The organism is Stenotrophomonas sp. SMYL11, assembly GCF_036320005.1.
In the GTDB taxonomy this organism is placed as follows: domain Bacteria; phylum Pseudomonadota; class Gammaproteobacteria; order Xanthomonadales; family Xanthomonadaceae; genus Stenotrophomonas; species Stenotrophomonas maltophilia_A.
In genome coordinates, this window is the sequence record NZ_JAWIRS010000003.1 from 200,110 (window position 1) to 219,248 (window position 19,139).

9 protein-coding genes are annotated in these 19,139 nt (G+C 65.6%); 5 read left to right on the forward strand and 4 right to left on the reverse strand.

Annotated features, from left to right (window positions below):
• Positions 1 to 19 precede the first annotated feature (19 nt).
• Genes V3B46_RS07810 through V3B46_RS07820 form a run of 3 tightly spaced genes read right to left on the reverse strand, consistent with a single transcriptional unit; the run spans position 20 to position 3,456 of the window.
• Positions 20 to 1,354, reverse strand: coding sequence for a D-tagatose-bisphosphate aldolase, class II, non-catalytic subunit (locus V3B46_RS07810; RefSeq protein ID WP_154264722.1), 1,335 nt, complete (start codon positions 1,352 to 1,354; stop codon positions 20 to 22).
• A gap of 16 nt (positions 1,355 to 1,370) precedes the next feature.
• A complete protein-coding gene (locus tag V3B46_RS07815) occupies positions 1,371 to 2,309 on the reverse strand; it encodes an ROK family protein (protein WP_154264721.1) in 939 nt (312 codons plus the stop codon).
• Positions 2,302 to 3,456, reverse strand: coding sequence for an SIS domain-containing protein (locus V3B46_RS07820; protein WP_329891593.1), 1,155 nt, complete (start codon positions 3,454 to 3,456; stop codon positions 2,302 to 2,304). The genes V3B46_RS07815 and V3B46_RS07820 overlap by 8 nt, the downstream gene beginning before the upstream one ends.
• A gap of 322 nt (positions 3,457 to 3,778) precedes the next feature.
• Here V3B46_RS07820 and V3B46_RS07825 point away from each other — a divergent pair, with 322 nt between their 5' ends.
• From V3B46_RS07825 to V3B46_RS07845, 5 genes are all read left to right on the forward strand, one after another.
• Positions 3,779 to 7,138, forward strand: a complete 3,360-nt coding sequence (locus V3B46_RS07825) for a TIM-barrel domain-containing protein (RefSeq protein WP_329891594.1) — start codon at positions 3,779 to 3,781, stop codon at positions 7,136 to 7,138.
• Positions 7,139 to 7,271: 133 nt separating this feature from the next.
• On the forward strand, positions 7,272 to 10,247 hold the full coding sequence (locus V3B46_RS07830) for a TonB-dependent receptor (RefSeq protein WP_329891595.1): 2,976 nt from the start codon (positions 7,272 to 7,274) through the stop codon (positions 10,245 to 10,247).
• A 65-nt stretch (positions 10,248 to 10,312) separates the two neighbouring features.
• The gene (locus tag V3B46_RS07835; protein WP_329891596.1) at positions 10,313 to 11,668 is read left to right on the forward strand and encodes a Gfo/Idh/MocA family protein; all 1,356 of its coding nucleotides are present in this window, start codon (positions 10,313 to 10,315) and stop codon (positions 11,666 to 11,668) included.
• Between the two features lie 314 nt (positions 11,669 to 11,982).
• Complete coding sequence (locus V3B46_RS07840; RefSeq protein ID WP_329891597.1) at positions 11,983 to 16,692, forward strand: RHS repeat-associated core domain-containing protein; 4,710 nt, start codon at positions 11,983 to 11,985, stop codon at positions 16,690 to 16,692.
• Entirely contained in the window at positions 16,677 to 17,135 is a 459-nt protein-coding gene (locus V3B46_RS07845) for a hypothetical protein (protein ID WP_154264716.1), read from the forward strand. Before V3B46_RS07840 ends, V3B46_RS07845 begins: the two co-directional genes overlap by 16 nt.
• A 77-nt stretch (positions 17,136 to 17,212) precedes the next feature.
• Here the strand turns inward: V3B46_RS07845 and V3B46_RS07850 are convergent, their stop codons facing one another.
• Entirely contained in the window at positions 17,213 to 19,090 is a 1,878-nt protein-coding gene (locus V3B46_RS07850) for an aspartyl protease family protein (RefSeq protein WP_154264715.1), read from the reverse strand.
• Between the last annotated feature and the right edge of the window lie 49 nt (positions 19,091 to 19,139).

The following is a 19,139-nucleotide window of genomic DNA, read 5'->3' on the forward strand; positions in this document are numbered from 1 at the left end:
TCGCGGGAAAAGGTAGAGATTAGCCGTTCGCAGCAACGGCGGGAGCCGAACCTGCGCTCTGCACGCGGGCTCCGGCCTGGTTGGCGCTGCAGGCGCGTGCGTACTCGCCCAGGCACAGGCCGATGCGGTGCTGCACCAGTGCGGTGGGGGTGTTGGCCAGGCGGCCTTCGCGCACCGCGCGGTACTGCTCCGGCAGGTACTGGCTGAGCAGCACCAGCGGCGGCGCATGCTGTTCCAGGTTGGTAAACAGGGTCTGCACCGCCTGCACCAGCGCTGGCTCGCCCCAGTAGTAGCGGCAGCGGTCGCTGAAGGAGTAACTGCGCAGCAGGCGCAGTGCCGCCTCATCGCCTTGGTAGTAGGACTGCCAGTACTTCGGCTGCGCCACCATCACCTCGTCCAGCACCTGCGGCAGGCGCGAGCACTGCGCGGCCGGCAGCAGTTCGGCCTCGATCGCGGCCAGCGCGAACAGCGCTTCGCGATAGGCGAAGGTCGCCGCCGGGCCGACCTTGAGGATGGCGAAGTGATCGCGCACCAGTGCATGCAGGCCGCTTTCGCGTTGGTAGTCGGTGGAATGCGCTTCGAACACGATGCGCGGTTGCTGTTCGAGGAAGCCGGCCAGCGTGCTGGCGGCGGTCGCGTCGTACTCGTGCACGCTGCTGTGGTCGAAGTCCACGCCCGGCTGCACCACCATCGCGATCACGCGCTGCCATGCATCGCGCAGCTGCGGCGTATCGAACGCCTGCTGGTGGATCGCCAGGGTCTGCGCGGCGGCGGCCGGCGTGGTTACCTGCAGGCCTCCGGCCAGCGAGGCTTCGCCACCGGGAATCGGCACTTCGGTACCGATCACGTAGACCGGCGGCGGCAGGCCGTGTTCGGCGGCGGTGCGTTCGGCGATCTCGGCCAGCTCGGCCGAGCGCGCAGCAACGATGGCATCGGGCAGCGGCACCGGGTCATCGGCGCAGGACATGCTGCAGTCCAGGTGGATCTTGTGGAAACCGGCGGCGACGTAGGCCTCGATCAGCACGCGCGCGTGGGTCATCGCTTCGGCGGCCGGGCGCTTCTGCCAGGCATTCGGGCCGAGGTGGTCACCGCCCAGGATCAGCCGTTCGCGCGGGAAGCCTTCTTCATCGGCCAGCGTGCCCACGTAATCGCGGTACTGCGGCGGGGTCATGCCGGTGTAGCCGCCGAACTGGTCGACCTGGTTGGAGGTGGCCTCGATCAGCAGCACGGTGCCGTGTGCCAGCGCCACGTGCATGGCCGCGCGCAGTACCTGCTCGTTGCTGCAGCAGACGCTGTACAGGCCGACGTTGGCACCGGCGCGGTGGGAAGCAAGCAGGGTCTGCAACGGGGACATGGTCAAGCTCCGGACATCAGGAAAACGAGGGTTGGCAGGCGAGCAGGGCGGCACCACGTGCGCCACCTGCATCGCCGAAGCGTGGCGGTACGATCGGTGGCACCTGCACACCCTTGAACAGATGGGCGGCGATGGCGGCGGGCAGTTGCTCGTACAGCGGCGCGTACTGCGAAAGACCGCCGCCGAGCACGATCACGTGCGGGTCCAGCGCCAGCACCAGTGCGGCCAGGCTGTGGCCGAGCAGGTCGCGATGGATATCCAGCGCCTTGCGCGCACGCGCATCACCGGCTTCGGCCATGGCGATCACCGCGCTGGCGTCGGCGGCGTTGCCACCGAGGTGGCGTTCGATCATCGCCACGCCACTACCGGAGACATAGCGCTCCACGCAGCCCTGCAGGCCACAGGCACAGTCGATCAGCGGCAGGCCGTGGCGCTGCAGCAGATGGCCGGGCACGCTCCAGTGGCCCCATTCGCCGGCCAGCCCGTTGAAACCGGACAGCAGGCGGCCCTGCAGGCAGAATCCACCGCCAGCGCCGGTGCCGAGGATGGCGCCGAACATGCTGTGGTAGCCATCGGCGGCGCCGCCGTGTGCTTCCGAAAGGGCAAAGCACTGCAGGTCGTTGCCGAAATGCAGCGGCCGCTGCAGGCGCGCCTGCAGGTCGGCGGCCACGCTGTGGCCGGTCAACGCAGGCACGTTCGCGCTGAGCTGGCGGCCGCTGCGGCGGTCGCGCACGCCGGGCAGGGCGATGCCGATCGCCGCATCACTGCGGCCCAGCGCGGCATCGGCCTCGGCGACCAGGGTCACCACCGCCTGCAGGAAACCGTCATAGTCGCCCTGCGGCGTGGCTACCCGGCGGCGCCAGGTGACCTGCATCGCCGCATCGCACGCCACCAGCTCGATCTTGGTGCCGCCGATGTCGATGCCGTAGCAGGCGTGGGCGATCAGCTCAGCCATGGTGGATGGTGACGCCCTTGACGACGCGGTTGACGGTGCCGTCCGGGAACGGGTTGTCCGGAGTCAGGCCCAGCGCGGCCGAGCGCTGCAGCGCGAACAGCTGCGCGAAGCCCAGCCACACCGGTGCCAGCCACGGATCGTCCAGTGCCGGTACGGTGAGGGTGTACTCGTCATCGGCGCCGATGTCCGAATGCGGGCCGATTGCCAGTACCTGGCCGGCCACGCCATCGCGGCGCAGTTCTTCCAGCAGGTCCTGTTCGTAGCGGCGCGCCAGCGGCTGCACGCTGCGCAGCACCACCACCAGGGTGTTGCCGTCCAGCGTCGACTTCGGGCCGTGGCGGAAGCCCAGCGGCGTGTTGGCAAGTGCCAGCACGCGGCCGGCGGTCAGTTCCAGCACCTTCAGCGCGCACTCGCGTGCCAGCGCTTCCAGCGGGCCGCTGCCGAGGTAGATGATGCGGTTGAACGGGCGCTGCGCCAGCGCCGCCACCGGTGCATCCCACTGTGCCTGGCCTTCGCGGGCCAGCGCGGCGATCTGCTTCAGGCGTGCGATACGCGCATCCCACGGCGAGCGGTCGAACACGGTCAGTGCGGCCAGCAGCATGCAGGTCAGGCTGCTGGTCATGGCGAAGGCACGGTCACAGCTGGCCGAAGGCATCAGCAGGGTGCAGGTATCGGCACGGCCGGCGCCACGACGGGCCAGTTCGCCATCGGCATTGCAGGTGATGTCGAGGAAGCGCGCGTCGTCCACGTCGCTGCGCACGCGGTCCACTGCCGCCACGCTCTCCGGGCTGGAGCCGCTGCGGCCGAACGAGACCAGCAGGGTTGGGCGGTCGCGTTGCAGGTACAGCACCGGGTGGGTCAGCAGGCTGGTGGTGTGCACCACGCGCACATCGGCCGGCCATTGCGCGTTGATTGCATCGGCCACCATTTCGGCGATGAAGCCGGAGCTGCCGGCGCCGGTGAACAGCACGCGCTGGTTGGGATCGTTGAGGCTGTCGCCGAGGAAGGCCTGCAGGCGGTCGCGGGCACGCGACAGATCCTGTGCGAGGGCTTCCCACAGCGCAGGCTGCTGGGCGATTTCGGTAGCGGTATCGGCTCCGCCAAGGCGCTGCCAGGCGGACACATCGGAAAGCAGGGTGACGTCCATTCGGAGGTTCCAGTTGGGCCAGCGCACCATCTGTGTTTTCTTTCGAAATGTCAAATAGCGAAAGTAAAAAGAAAGAAAATGAGGTGATGACTTTTCCCGCCGTGGAGTGCCCCGAAAAACGAAAGAACGAGCCGAATGCCGTATCGCACAATGCTTAACAGGCGTCTGCAAGCGCTTACACAAAGTATTGCGGTGCAACAACTTTCGTTTCAATGGAATATATCTTCCTTTTTCCTTTCAATTTGTTGACATCTTTCGAATCGCTGCCCTAGAGTCGGCCCAATCGCTTTCGAAACGCCCTGTGAACGGGTTGGGAGTCCGCGTGGAAATCTGCGTTCGTCGCTCGCCGCTGATGCTGGCCCTGTTGCCGGCATTGATGCTGGCGTCCATGCCGGCCCGGGCCGAGCCGGTCGGCAACCTGCGTTCGGTCAGCGCCAGCGCCAGCCGCGACGGCGTGCAGGGCTGGGATCTGCAGACAGACAAGGGCGCGCGCATCCGCATCGAACTGCCGGCCACCGACATCATCCGCGTGCAGGCCGGCCGCAACGGCACGCTCACCGTTGCAGGCGACAAGGCCGCAACGATCGTACTGCCGCAGCCCAAGGCGAACGTGCAGGCGCAGCTGGAAGAAGACGCGCAGGAAATCCGCGTGCGCACCGATGCACTGGTGCTGCATGTACAACGGCAGCCGCTGCGCATGCGCCTTGAACGCCTGGACAACGGCCAGCCCACCGCCCTCTGGCAGGAGCTGCAGCCGCTGGACCTGGATGCCACGCAGAGCGTGCAGGTGTTGTCCTCGCAGGCCGACGAAGGCTATTACGGCGGCGGCCAGCAGAACGGCCGTTACCAGTTCAAGGGCCGCGAGCTGGAAGTGTCCTATTCCGGCGGTTGGGAAGAGGGCGACCGCCCCAGCCCGGCCCCGATGCTGCTGAGCAGCCGCGGCTGGGGCATGCTGCGAAACACGTGGAGTGATGGCAGCTACGACCTGCGCGAGGCCGACCAGGCCACGCTGCTGCATCGCGAAGACCGCTTCGATGCGTACTACTTCGTCGGCGCCGACCTGCCGAAACTGATCGAGCGCTACACCCAGCTGACCGGCCGCCCCAACATGGTCGCGCGCTGGGCGCTGTCCTACGGCGATGCCGATTGCTACAACGACGGCGACAACAGCAAGAAGCCCGGCACCGTACCCGAAGGCTGGAGCGACGGCCCGACCGGCACCACCCCGGATGTGATCGACAGCGTGGCCAAGCAGTACCGCGCCCACGACATGCCCGGTGGCTGGATCCTGCCCAATGATGGTTACGGCTGCGGTTACAAGCAGTTGCCGGAAACGGTGAAGGGCTTGGCCACGTACGGTTTCCGCACCGGCCTGTGGACCGAGAACGGCGTCGACAAGATCGCCTGGGAAGTGGGCAAGGCCGGCAGCCGCGTGCAGAAGCTGGATGTGGCCTGGACCGGCAAGGGCTACCAGTTCGCGATGGACGCCAACCGCCAGGCCTTCAACGGCATCCTCGACAACTCCGATTCGCGCCCGTTCCTGTGGACGGTGATGGGCTGGGCCGGCATCCAGCGCTATGCGGTGGCATGGACCGGCGACCAGAGCAGCAGCTGGGACTACATCCGCTGGCACGTACCGACCCTGGTCGGTTCGGGCCTGTCCGGCATGGCCTACGCCAGCGGCGACGTCGACGCGATCTTCGGCGGCAGCGCCGAGACCTTCACCCGCGACCTGCAGTGGAAGGCGTTCACCCCGGTGCTGATGGGCATGAGCGGCTGGTCGTCGAACGCGCGCAAGCATCCGTGGTGGTACGACGAACCCTACCGAAGCATCAACCGCGATTACCTGAAGTTGAAGATGCGCCTGACCCCGTACATGTACGGGCTGGTGCACGAGGCCGCGCAGACCGGTGCACCGCCGGTGCGTGGCCTGATGTGGGACAACCCGCGCGACCCGCATGCGCAGGACGAAACCTACAAGTACCAGTTCCTGCTCGGCCGCGACCTGCTGGTGGCACCGGTGTACCGCAGCCAGGCGGCCAGCCGTGGCTGGCGCCGCGACATCCACCTGCCGGCCGGCGGCTGGATCGACTATTGGGATGGCCGCCGCGTGCAGGCCGGCGCCGACGGCCGCCAGCTCGACCGCCAGGTGGACCTGGCCACGCTGCCGCTGTTCGTGCGCGCCGGTGCGATCCTGCCGATGTACCCGTCGATGCTGTTCGATGGCGAGAAGCCGCTGGATGAAGTGACGTTCGACCTGTACCCGCAGGGTGATTCGCAGTACACGCTGTACGAAGACGACGGCAACACCCGCCGCTACCAGCAGGACGAATCGAGCACGCAGCAGGTCCGCGTGCAGGCGCCGGTGCAGGGCAGTGGCCCGGTGCAGGTGCAGATCGATGCAGTGCAGGGCCAATACAAGGGCCAGCTGGCGCAGCGTCGTTATGGCCTGCGCGTACTCAGTCGCCAGGCGCCGCGTGCGGTGCAGGCCGGTGGCCGCGCGCTGCCGGCGCTGGCCGATGCTGCCGCCTTCAACAGCGCCAGCGAGGGCTGGTACTTCGATGCCCAGGAGCGCCGCGGCACGCTGCATGTGCGCACCGCCACACAGGACATCCGCCAACCGCTGCAGCTGCAGCTGGACTTCGCAGTCGCCGCAGCCGCGGCCGACGATGCCTACCCGGCCGCGCCGGTGCTGGGCCGCGAACTGCCCGCCGACAGCCTGCTGGTGGTCAATCGCCCGGCCGAAGAACCCGGCCATGCGCTGGAAAATGCCTTCGATGAGGATCCGGGCACCTGGTTCCGCAGCGTGCGCAACCAGGCCGTGCGCACCGGTGCGCATGAGTGGGTGATCGGCTTCGGTGAGCGCAGGATGATCGACGGCATCGACATCGCGCCGCGCAACGACAAGAACTGGAAGCACGGCCAGGTACGCGACTACGAGGTGTACCTGGGTGACAGCAACGGCGAGTGGGGCGAGCCGATCGCCCGCGGCCGCCTGCAGCTGAAGGAAGGCCTGCAGCGCATCGACTTCCCGGCCCATGCCGGTCGCCTGCTGCGCTTCCGCGTGCTGAGCGTGCAGAACCCTGAAGGCGACGGCGCCAGCAGCACCGACCCGATGGTTACCGCCGCACAGAGCAGCGCCCGCGCCTTCGATGCATTGCAGCCGCGCGATGTCGGCCCGATTGCCTTGTCCACCTTCCACATTCTTGAACACCAGGAACCGGAGCGACCGGCCCGGCAGCGCTATCTCTCCGAGCTGCCGGTGCCGGCCGCGCTGGCCAGCCAGGTGCGCACCGACCAGTCGTTCCGTGGCGACGCCGGCATGCGCATGAACGGCCTGCAGTTCCGCCGTGGCCTGGGCGTGGGCGCCAACAGCCGCATCGACCTGCGCCTGCAGGGCGGCTGGCACCTGCTGCGTGCCGACCTCGGCATCGACGACGCCTGCCGCACTGCCGGTGGCCTGCAGTTCCAGGTCTGGGGTGACAACCGCCTGCTGTACGACAGTGGCCTGGTGAAGGCGCCCGGCGTGGTCAAGCCGGAGCTGGACATCCGTGGCCTTTCCACCCTGAGCCTGCGCACGCTGGGTGCGCAGGGCAGCCAACCCGCCCAGGTCTGTGCCAACTGGGCCAACGCCGTGCTGATCGGCCAGGAGGGCGACTCCGCCAGCATCGTCGCCCCATGACCCCCTCGTAACACCGCTCCTCCCCCCGCCCATTCCGACTACGGCCCTCATGGCCGTGGCCCGGGAGCGTTTTGCCCGCCGAACGCCCACGCGCTCACTTTTTGCGCCGCACCCCTGCCAGGAGAGAACCCCGATGTTGCCCGCACGCCACCACCGCCCCCCCTGTCGCTCGATCGCTCCGCTGTCGCTGGCCATCGCCGGCGCGCTGCTGTCGGTCGCTGCGCCCGCCTTCGCGCAGGACAGCAAGGACAACGCCACCGACCTGGCCCGCATCGAGGTCACCGGCTCCAACATCCGCCGCACCGACGTTGAAACCGCCTCGCCGGTGCAGGTGATCAGCAAGCAGGACATCCAGAACATGGGTGCGCGCACGCTGCTGCAGGTGCTCGACAACCTGCCGGCTGCACGCCCGGCGCAGCAGGATGCGCGTTCGCTGTTCACCGGCTCCGACGGTGCCTCGCAGGCCAACCTGCGTGGTCTGGGCGCACAGGGCACGCTGGTGCTGCTGAACGGTCGCCGCCTGTCGTACTACGGTGCACCGGCCGGCTTCCAGACCCAGTTCGTCAACATCGATGCGATCCCGGCTGCGGCCATCGAGCGCATGGAAGTGCTGACCGACGGTGCCTCGGCGGTGTACGGCACCGACGCGGTGGCCGGCGTGATCAACGTGATCACCAAGCGCAACTTCCAGGGTGCCGAGGTCAGCTTCACCAACGACACCTCCTCGCGCATCGACTCCTACGGCGAGCGCCAGGCCAGCATCACCGCCGGCTTCGGCGATCTGACCGAAAACCGCTTCAACATCTACGGCGCGGTGAACATGTACCGCCGGGACGCGATCCCGCTCAGCGATTTCTACGACAAGCGGCCCGACCAGTACTACGTCAACAACCCGAACTACCTCAACAACCTGCGCCTGGGCGTGGGCAGCAAGCCGGGCGAGTTCAACCCGGGCAGCTACTTCGCCTTCGATCCGGTCACCGGCCGCCGCGTGCAGGAAGCCGCACCGGGCTGCAAGAACGTGCTGACCAGTGAAGCGGCCGGTCCGCGTTGCGTCTGGGAAACCTGGATGAACAACGAGATCGATGCTGGCGCCAAGTCCGAGCGCAACACCGCCTACCTCAACGGCACGTTCCTGGTCGGTGACAGCACCGAGATCTTCGCCGAGGCGACCTACACCGACATCGACCTGCGCGCCAACGGCGGTACGCCGCGCACCTACGGCACCACCACCGGCAACCCGACCAGCTGGTTCTCGCGCAACACCGGCAACAACGTCAACCAGTTCCTGTACCCGTTCCTGGGCCCGAACAACGAGTACAACCACGCCAGCCCGGAAATGAAGGCGATGATGGGTGGCGTGGTCGGCCTGAACTACCTGCTGCAGGATGCCGGCCCGAACTACTTCGGCCAGCGAAACACCGACAAGAGCTACCGCGTGCTGGCCGGTGCGCGTGGCAACCGGGGTGACTGGAACTGGGAGACCGCGTTCGCCAGCGCCGGTACCCACTCCACCACCTACCAGACGATCAACGTCAACACCAAGGGCTTCGAGAAGGCCTTCGGTCCGTACACGATCGATCCGGGTACCGGCCGCGTGATCATCTCCGACCACCCGGCGTACAAGTTCGGCGAGATCAGCGAAGCCAACGCTGCGTTGATCCGTGAAGCGTTCCCGACCTTCGACATCCAGTCCTGGACCCGCCTGCACACCCTGGACGGCAAGATCGAGGGCCCACTGTTCCAGCTGCCGGCCGGTGAAATGCGCGCCGCGTTCGGCTTCAACGCCAGCCGCGAAACCTTCTACACCCCGGGCAACGCCGACGCGGCCAACGGCCTGATCACCCAGCAGGGCGGCTCGTGGTTCGATGGCAAGCGCAACACCTACGCGCTGTTCGCCGAGACCGTGGCACCGATCACCGACAAGCTGGAACTGGATGCGGCGGTGCGCGTGGACAAGTACCCGAACTTCAGCGCCAACGTCGCGCCGAAGGTCGGCTTCAAGTACCAGGCGTTCGACCAACTGATGCTGCGCGGCACCTACTCGACCGGTTTCCGTGCACCGAGCCTGGCCGAATCCGGCAATGGCGGTGTGTTCGCACAGCTCGGCGGCTTCCGTGACGAGCTGCGCTGCAACGAGACCAATGCCATTGCCAATCTGCTGCTGCGCTCGCAGCGGCCGGGTGATGTCGACCTGGGCAAGACCCTGCTGAACGTCGACTGCAGCCGCACCGTGGCCCGCATGACCCAGCCGAACAAGGACCTGAAGCCCGAGAAGGCGAAGATCGCCACCCTCGGCTTCGTCTACGAGCCGGCGACCTGGCTGTCGGTGTCGGCCGACTACTGGTTCATCTACCGCGACAATGAAATCGTTGCGCCGGACTACCGCCGCATGGAAGACATCATCTCGATGTCGCGCTCGCCGATCACCGACAGCGACCGTGCCAACCTGGCGCAGCTGGCGGCGATGTGTGCCGACCCGGCCAGCGGCGTGAGCTGCCCGGCGAACCTGCCGGGCTACTCCGCCGGCAACGTGGCCAGCGTGGTGGGCCAGTACAAGAACCGCGGCAAGACCCTGATCGACGGCTTCGACATCGATGCGCGCAGCCGCTTCTCGCTGGGTGACTGGGGCAACCTGAACATCGGCCTGGCCGCCACCATCGCCAACCGCAACCGCTTCTACATGGACGCCGAGAACGGCTGGTACTACGGCGACGTGGTGGGCTACTACAACAACCCGCGCCTGCGTGCCACGCTCAATGCGGACTGGACCTACAAGCAGGTGACCACCAGCATGTTCGTGAACTACGTGGGCGGCACCAAGTGGGCCACCGACCAGGTTGATGAGGTTAGCAACAACAAGGAAACCTGCACCGGCGGCTACCTGGCCCTGCAGAAGAGCAAGTGTGATGGTGCACCGTCGTGGTGGACCGCCAACATGAGCGTCACCTGGCGCCCGGATGATGCATGGAACCTGAGCTTCACGGTCAAGAACCTGTTCAACCGCCTGCCGTTCTACGATCCGAACAGCTTCCTGGGTGACTCCAGTGACTACGCGACCATCTTCGGTCGTGGTTACAGTGTGACCATCGGCTACCGGTTCAAGTAATTCCGTTTGCGTGACCTGGCGTGCCGGCTGTGGCCGGCACGCTGCCAAGAGGAGAGATGTTTGCCATGAAGCGTAGGGAATTCATCGCGGCCAGTGCCGCTGTCGCCGCCAGCAGCCTGTTGCCGCAGACCCCGGCATGGGCACGCGGGCGCAAGGTGCGCCTGGCCATGATCGGTACCGGCATGCGTGGCCTGGTGCTGCTGAAGGAACTGGTGCGCCGCGATGACGTCGAGGTTGTCGCCGTCTGCGATATCGAGCCGATCATGCTCGGCCGCGCCGTGGAGATGGTCAGAAAGGCCGGAAAGCCGGCACCGAAGACCTATGGCCAGGACCGCGACACCAATGCCTGGAAGCACCTGCTGGAACAGAAGGGCATCGATGGCGTGATCATCGCCACGCCGTGGGAGTACCACGCGCCGATGGCGATTGCCGCAATGCAGGCTGGCGTGGCCGTGGGCTGCGAAGTGGTGGCCGGCATCACCCTGCAAGACCACTGGGACGTGTTGAAGACCCAACTGAGCACCGGCACCCCATACATGCTGCTGGAGAACGTCTGCTACCGCCGCGACGTGATGGCCGCGCTGCAGATGGTGCGCCAGGGCCTGTTCGGCGAACTGGTGCACCTGCAGGCCGGCTACCAGCACGACCTGCGCGGCGTGAAGTTCAATTCCGGCGACCCGAACCAGCCCTACGACAGCGGCGTGGAATTCGGCCCCAAGGGCTGGAGCGAAGCCCGCTGGCGCACCGAGCATTCGGTTGAGCGCAATGGCGAGCTGTACCCCAGCCACGGCATCGGCCCGTGCGCGATGTATACCGGCATCAACCGCGGCAACCGCTTCACCCACATCAACGCCTTCGCGACCAAGGCGCGTGGCTTGCACGAATACACCGTGGCCAAGAGTGGCGGCACCACCCACCCCAGCACCAAGGTGAAGTTCAAGCTGGGTGACATCGTGACCACCACGCTGGCCTGCGAGAACGGCGAGACCATCCTGCTGCAGCACGACACGTCGTTACCGCGCCCGTACTCGATGGGCTTCCGCGTGCAGGGCACCAAGGGCCTGTGGATGGACGTGAACCATTCGATCCACATCGAAGGCCGCAGCCCGCCGCACCAGTGGGAAGAGTTCAAGAAGTACCAGGACGAATACGAGCACCCGCTGTGGAAGCAGAATGCCGACACCGCCGCCAGCGCCGGCCACGGCGGCATGGACTGGTTCGTCATCCACGCGTTTGTCGAGGCGCTGAAGGCCAAGGCACCGATGCCAATCGACATCTACGATGCGGTGACCTGGAGCGCAATCACGCCGCTCAGCGAGCAGTCGATCGCCAACAGTTTCCAGACGCTGGAGTTCCCGGATTTCACCGCCGGTGCGTGGAAGACGCGCAAGCCGATCTTCGCGTTTGACGGTAAGTACTGAGGTTCATCCCTTCCATGCTGTGACGGAAACGCCGGGCCATGCCCGGCGTTGCTGTATATGGCGTAGTGCCCCTGTAGCGCCGAGCCCACGCTCGGCCGCCTGTTCGGTCGGCCGCCCGCTTTATCAGAAAACTCTGAAATCCGACCTATTCCACAGTTTCTGACTTGAATGTGTAAACCACATCGGAGATAACGTTCCCCGTGCGGTCAGCCCGCATTCCGGAACAGGGACGATCCGAAACATGACGTGGTGAGGCATTGGCCCCACGTTCTCGTTCCCGCCGGTGCTGTGTTCGTCCAGGAAGGAGAACAGGGATGTTGGAGCGACTGAAGACCATTTCGTGTGCCGCACTGGCGATAATCGCGCTGGGGAGCTTGGCTCCCTGGGTTGCGCAGGCGCAGGAGGTGCAGAAGAAGTGGGAGAGCTACCTGTCGATGGGCCAGCCGCGAGCCACCGAAGCGGCGGTGCAGAAGGACATCAAGTCGCTCTTTTCCCAGTACGAAAAGGACAAACCCTTCGATTGGCATGTCAAACGCCAACGCGTCCTTGGAAAGAAGGTCATCTACGATTACCGGGTGAGACCCGAGAAGATCGTTACTACTGACTGGGTCTACACCCACTCAGGGCAGGAGTACTCAACCGAAGATCAGATTCGTAGCGTGATCCTCGCTACCCGCGTCAGCGACCCGCAGTGCCCGGCGACTTCACTCACGGAGGATCCTTGGGTGGAGCTCCTTGGACTTGGCAGGGGCGACGACGGTAGCGTCACCAACGAGGAGAAGGATTTCCATTACACCTTGAACTTCTATCACCAGAGCACTCAAGAATGCTCGTCGATAGTGGGGTGGGAGCATGTGCGCCGGGCCAGAACGGCGCTCTGTCCGAATCGTCCGTCCCTGACGTGGAATGAGGGCCTGCAGATGTGCTCCCTGGCCCAGCAGGACGAACCGCACATGGCGCCCATGCTGTCCTATACCAGCACGCCGCTGCCGCCGCAGCAGTGCCCTGTGGGCAACCCGTGCGACCCGACCACTGGCGACAAATCCCAGCCTGAGCCTGACTTCAACATTGGATGGGTGAGCTTCCAACGCCACTATCACTCCCTGACAAGCACGGCGGGCGGCGCGTTGGGTACGGGCTGGACCCATTCCCACAATCTGCGGCTTACCGCAGGCGTAGACGACGCCACCTTCCCTCCCAGCCCTGAACTGAAAGTTGGGCTGATCGGCGCCGATGGCGGGCAGACGGCATTCCAGAAGGTGGGAGCAGGCTACGAAGCCATGGACGGAAGCGGCGATCGTGCTGTCCAGCAGGGCGCCAGCTGGCAGCTTTCACGTGCCGGGGAGCGCATTCAGTTCGATGCCACCGGCCTGATGCAGCGCCGCGATTTCGAAGACGGAACGTCGCTGACCTATGCACACGACGGCCGCGGCCGCCTGCTCAGTATCACCCATTCGACCGGTCGGCGCGTGGATGTCCAGTACCTGGTGTCGGGCGACGATTCACTGATTTCTGCGCTGGTGGTCGCCGGCCAGCCTGTGGTGAGCTACGCCTATTCACCGGTCGGCGAACTGATCAGAGCGACTTATGCAGACGGCGCCAGCCGCGCCTATCACTATGAGGACACCCGCTTCCCGGGTTACCTGACCGGCGTGACCGCCGAAGACACCCGGCGCTACAGCTGGTACGGCTACGACGCCAAGGGACGGGTCACCTGCAGCCGTCACTCCGGCGACTGCAGTCAGGCCGACGTAGGCATTGATGGCGTGCGCCTGGAGTACACCCCGGCAGGAACCACCATCGTCACCGACGCACTGGGCAAGCAGAGCACCTACGCCTTGACCGCCATCGGCTCCAGTGGTCTTCCGCGCAAGGTCAATGGCATCACCGAGAGCAACGGCAGCATAAGCCGCACCTATCTGCCCGAGGGCACCGATTTCCGGCGCCGGCTGCAGTCGGCGACCGACCGCCGTGGCGTCGTCACCAACTACGCCTATGCGGAGGCCAGCGACGCTGCCGCAGGTGCTGTCAGCGTGACCACCACCACCGAAGCGGCCGGTACTCCGGACCAGCGCGTCAGCGAAACGCGCGTGGCCATGGACAGCAATCGGCTGGTGCAGCAGACCGTCGGTAACCGTGAGATCCGCATCACACGCAATGCGCGCCTCCAGCCAACCACCATTACCGTGCGCGACATGGTGACCGGTGACACCCGCGTCACCACTCAGGCCTACTGTGAGGGCGAAGGGCCGGAGTGTCCGCTGGTGGGACTGCTGCGCAGCGTGGATGGCCCGCGCAGTGATGTGGCGGATGTCTCCACCTATGCCTACTACACCGCGGACGACGCGGGATGCATGGCCAATGGCGCCTGCAGTTATCGCAAGGGCGACCTGCGCAGCGTGACCAATGCGCTGGGCCAGACGGTCGAGACCTTGGCCTACGACGCGTTCGGGCGGCCGTTGTCGGTCAAGGACGCCAACGGCGTGGTCACTGGTTACACCTACCATGCGCGCGGCTGGCCGACCTCGGTCACCGTGCGCGGTGCCACCACAGCCGAGCACCGGGTAACCCAGATCAGCTACTGGCCGACCGGCCAGGTGCAACAGATCACCGAGCCTGACGGCAGCAGCGTTACCTATCTCTACGACGCCGCCCAGCGGCTGACGGACATCGCGGACAGTGCGGGCAACACCATTCACTATGCGCTGGACAACGCCGGCAACCGCCTCAGGGAGGACACGCTGGATGCTGCTGGCACCCTTCGTCGCACCTTGGCACGCACCTTCAACACGCTTGGTCAGCTGACCGCATTGAAGGACGCAGGCAACCACGCCACCGGCTTTGCCTACGATGCCAACGGCAACCCGCAGACGATCACCGACGCACTGCAGCGCGTGACCAGCCAGCAGTACGACCCGCTGAACCGCTTGGCGCAGACCCTGCAGGACGTCGGCGGCGTGGCCGCGGAGATCCGCAGCCAGTACAACGCGCTGGATCAGGTCACCCAGGTCACCGACCCGAAGGGTCTGCACACTACTTATGCCTATAACGGTTTCGGTGATCTGACCGGGCAAGTCAGCCCGGACAGCGGTGCCAGCAGCTACACCGTGGACGCGGCCGGCAATCGCAAGACCGCTACCGATGCGCGTGGCGTCACCGCCACCTATCACTACGATGCACTCAACCGCCTGATCGGCATCGCCTACCCGGATCCCAATCTGGACGCGGGCTACAGCTATGACGTGGCGCCTGCCGCCTGTGCCGCCGACGAGCGCTTCGCTAAGGGACGGCTGGGGCAGGTGCTGCACGCCAATGGCAGTACCCAGTACTGCTATGACCGTTTCGGCCAGGTCACCCGCAAGGTACAGACCGTCAACGGCGTTGCCAGCACGCTGCGCTACGCCTATAGCAAGTCGGGCCGCCTGACCGCGTTGACCTACCCCGACGGCAGCGTGGCCGACTACGTACGCGACACCCAGGGCCGCATCAGCCAGATCGGCCTGACCCGGCCCGGCCAGGCACGGCAGATCGTGGTGAACAACGTGACCTACGCGGCCTTCGGCCCGGCGACCGGCTGGACCTACGGCAATGGTCGCCAGCTGCAGCGCCCGTTGGATCTGGATTATCGCCCTCAGGCGGTGCACGACTCGGCCGCGGGCGGCCTGTCGCTGGGCTACGGCTATGACCCGGTCGGCTCGATCACCGAGCTGAAGAACGGTGCAGGCTCGACGGTGCTGGCCAAGTACGCCTACGACGCGCTGGGTCGCCTGACCCAGACCCAGGACGGCACGACCGGCACGCCGATTGAAACCTATGCGTATGACGCCACCGGCAATCGCACCGCGCTGACCACCTCGGCAGGCACCGCCAGCTACACCTATCCCGCAATCAGCCACCGGCTGACCGCAGTGGATGGCGAAGCGCGCAACCATGACGCGGTGGGCAACACCACTAGCATCGGTAGCAAGGCGTTCACCTACAACGATGCCAACCGCATGAACGCGGTGAAGCAGGGTGACGCCACACTGGAGAGCTACGGCTACAACCATCGTGGCGAGCGCGCACTGCGTACCCCGGCCGATGGCGCAGCACAGATGACGTTGTACGACGAGGCTGGGCAGTGGCTGGGCAACTACTCGGCCACGGGCCAGGCGCAACAACAGGCGATCTGGCTGGACAACTACCCGGTGGCGCTGATCAATGTGCCTGGTACCGGCGTGCCGGAACTCGCTTATGTCCAACCGGATCATCTGGGCACACCGCGCGTGGTGATCGACCCGGTGCGTGATGTGGCAGTCTGGGAGTGGAGCAACAAGAGCGAGGTGTTCGGCAACCAGATTCCGAGTGCCGACCCGGATGGGGATGGTGTGGCGTTCGAGTTGGCGCTGCGCTTCCCGGGCCAGCAGGCGACGGCTGCAAGTGGGCTGTTCTATAACTACCAGCGGGAATACGACCCGGCTGTGGGGCGCTATTCGCAGAGTGATCCGATTGGGTTGATGGGGGGAATAAGCACGTTCACATATGCTGGAAGCAATCCTCAGTCGGCGATTGATCCAGAAGGTCTCGAGGGCATTGGGCCATGGAATAATGGTGAAATGAACAACGTCACCGGCTATGTTCCCGCCAACGACTGCGAGAGGGAGGCTGTTGCCGATCTGCTCATAGATCTCGTGCCCCTGACTTCAATGGTGTCTTTTGCAATGGATTCTGTGGGTGTTGACATAAACTTCTACGAGAATCCCGGCGTTCACTTTGGCGAGTACGGTGCAAAGACTCCGTATGCGGCGGCAGGCCACATGCTGGATGCGGCAGCGTCGCGTCAGGATGGCAAAGCGGCTAGAAGGACGCGCGGGGCAGCTGAGCGCGGAATTCATTACTCGGTTGCCAACGGTCGACTAAATCGAGCTGCGGCGCATGCGGGGAACGCTAATCTCTTGCGGGGCGGATCGAAGATTCTAGGGCCTCTTGGAGCAATGGTGAACTACAGGTCAAACTACAATAAATGCCAATGTCCGGCGAATTGATCTTCATAAGGTGCATGAAGGGCGCAGCTGCAGTTGGAGCATTGGCAATCTGCTGCGCGCTGGTTGCGTCCATGATGAGTATGGGCTGTCCAGTCGTTGGATACTCTCCATCAGTTATGTTTGCTCTTTTTGTGGCATTGCTGGTGCTGCTTGTGTATTCCAAGTTCGAACTGGCGAGAAGGGGAATTCTGTCGGTTGCGGTTAGGCGAGTGCGATTCGCATTCGCTATGGCTTTCCTGGCCGAGATGTTCATGATTGGGTTGCTGGTCGCCCGCAACCTCGAATGCGATAGCTTCGTTCGCGCGATTCCCATTCCTGGGGCACTACTTGTTTTCTATACAGCTGCCGCCTTCTCATTTGTATTCAGTGACTTCTATCTTGGTGCCGCGCGAAAAATCATCAGACTTGGCGCTCGGCCCAGGAACTTCTTAAGAGACAAATAGTTGGCACTGCCTTTGTGGTGCGTGAGCATCCGCCACGTGAGTGGCGGGTGCTCCGCAGGGATAGCGCCAGTACTTACTCAATCTGCACGCCAACCCGCAGCCACCCGGTCCGCCAGCACCAGCTCGGTATCCGCCTGCCGGCCATCGCGCAGATAACGGATGCCCACGCGCGTCCCAACCGGGCGCTCACGCAGCAGCGCACGCCAGTCCGCCAGTCTCCGCGTGGCAATCGACTCGCCTGAAATCATGACGATGCGATCATCCCTGCGCAGCCCCGCGCGCGCACCAGCGCTGGACGGCGCCACATCGGCCACACGCAGTGCAGCGTCCTCGGCCTGCAGCCACAGCCCACTGCGGTCGAAGGCATCGGCCTGCGTGCTTTCAGCGTTGGGCACCAGATAAAGGCGCTTGGCGTCGTAGTCGATGCCCATGGAGAAGCGCCGCAGCACGCCGCCACCGAGAATCGCGCCATAGTCGGCCAGGGCCAGCGCGCCCTTGTCGGTGCTGGACAAGTCACCGACCAGGCCGGTGACCTCGATGCTGCCCATGCGCAGCACACCGAGCCGGGCCGGTCGCGCCCGCCCCGGGCCGCCGAGGCCCCATCCAAGCACTGCCTCCTCGCTGGCGTGGTATTTCTCCAACAGACCATGGGTACGCACGAACGGACTGCTCAGGCTCAGGGAATTGCGTGAGCCGGAGTCCAGCCACAGCCGCAGCGGGATACCGTCCAGCTCGCCATTCAGTACCGGTGAGCGGTCGTCCTGTTCGAACGGCAGCACCACCGCGTTGGCGGGTGGCTGGTAGTGGCCCGGCCGGGTGAAGCTGAGCACGCGCGCGCCATAGTCGAAGGTGGTGACGAAGCGCAGGAAGGTCTCGTAGCCGATGAAGCCGTCATGCGGCACGCCCATCGAGTTGATCTGCTGGCCGAGGTCGATGATGTGGAACACCGGGTTTGCAAGGTGCGCGCCACCGATGCGCAGGTGGCGGGCCTGTGCCAGGCCCAGGTCGCTGGCGTTGTCACCGGCACCATGCACGCTCAGGCGGCCCGCTGTGGTCAGCCCCAAGCGTTTGGCGGCGATCGGTGTCAGCAGGTTGATGGCGCCGGTGTCCACCAGGAAGCGCGCCGGCTGGCCGTCCACTTCGGCCTCGATGTAGACATGGTTGTTGATCAGGTCGAACGGGACGCGGGTGGTGCCGCTGGCATCCTCGATGTAGCTGTCGTCGGCCATCGCTGGTGGTGCATACAACCCATCCGGCACAGGGAAATCCACCCGGTAGCGCTGCACCTGCACGTCGCTGCGCAGTCGCGGATCAGCACGGCCCTGGGCATCGAGGGTGTCGGTGATGAGGCGATGGGGCAGCAGCAGGCCATCGACCGCCCGGTAGTCTTCCAGCGTGGTGGCGGTGGGTGTGCGCGCGGAGGCGATGACCACCCGGCCTAGCAGGCCACTGCGGGTGTCGAACCAGAGTTCGATCGGGTCCGCGCCCTCCGGCGTCGTCGACAGCACGTCATAGCGCTGCCCGTCGTGGGCCTCGGTGCGTGGGCCCGCAAAGCGCGAGGCCGGATAGGCGCTGGACCAGTAGGCGCGGGTGGCCAGCCACGCCTGCGTGCGCGCGGTGCGGCGTGGCACGCTGCCGTCCAGCAGGCCAACCTCGCCGCCGTAGTCGCGCCGCCAGGAGAGGTGCCCGTCGAACCCCTGGGCGACAGTGAAGGCTCCCAGTTGCGCCTGTTCGGCATAGCGCCCGGCACGCAGGTCCTGGTTGAGCTGCCAGCGCCCGTGTAGGCCGCCCACCGACTGCTCGCCCTCCGCCTGCAGGCGCTGTACCGACAGCCACGGCTCGCCGCCACTGGCTGCACGGGCCCGGGCCAGCACATCGGCAGCATCCACCCCCGCGGCGTGTACCGGAATCGCCAGCATCCACAGCAGGCCACCTAGCATCCATCGCAAACGCATCGCGTCACCTCTTTCGTTGGGTCAGGAGGTGATGGCAGCGCCCGGACCG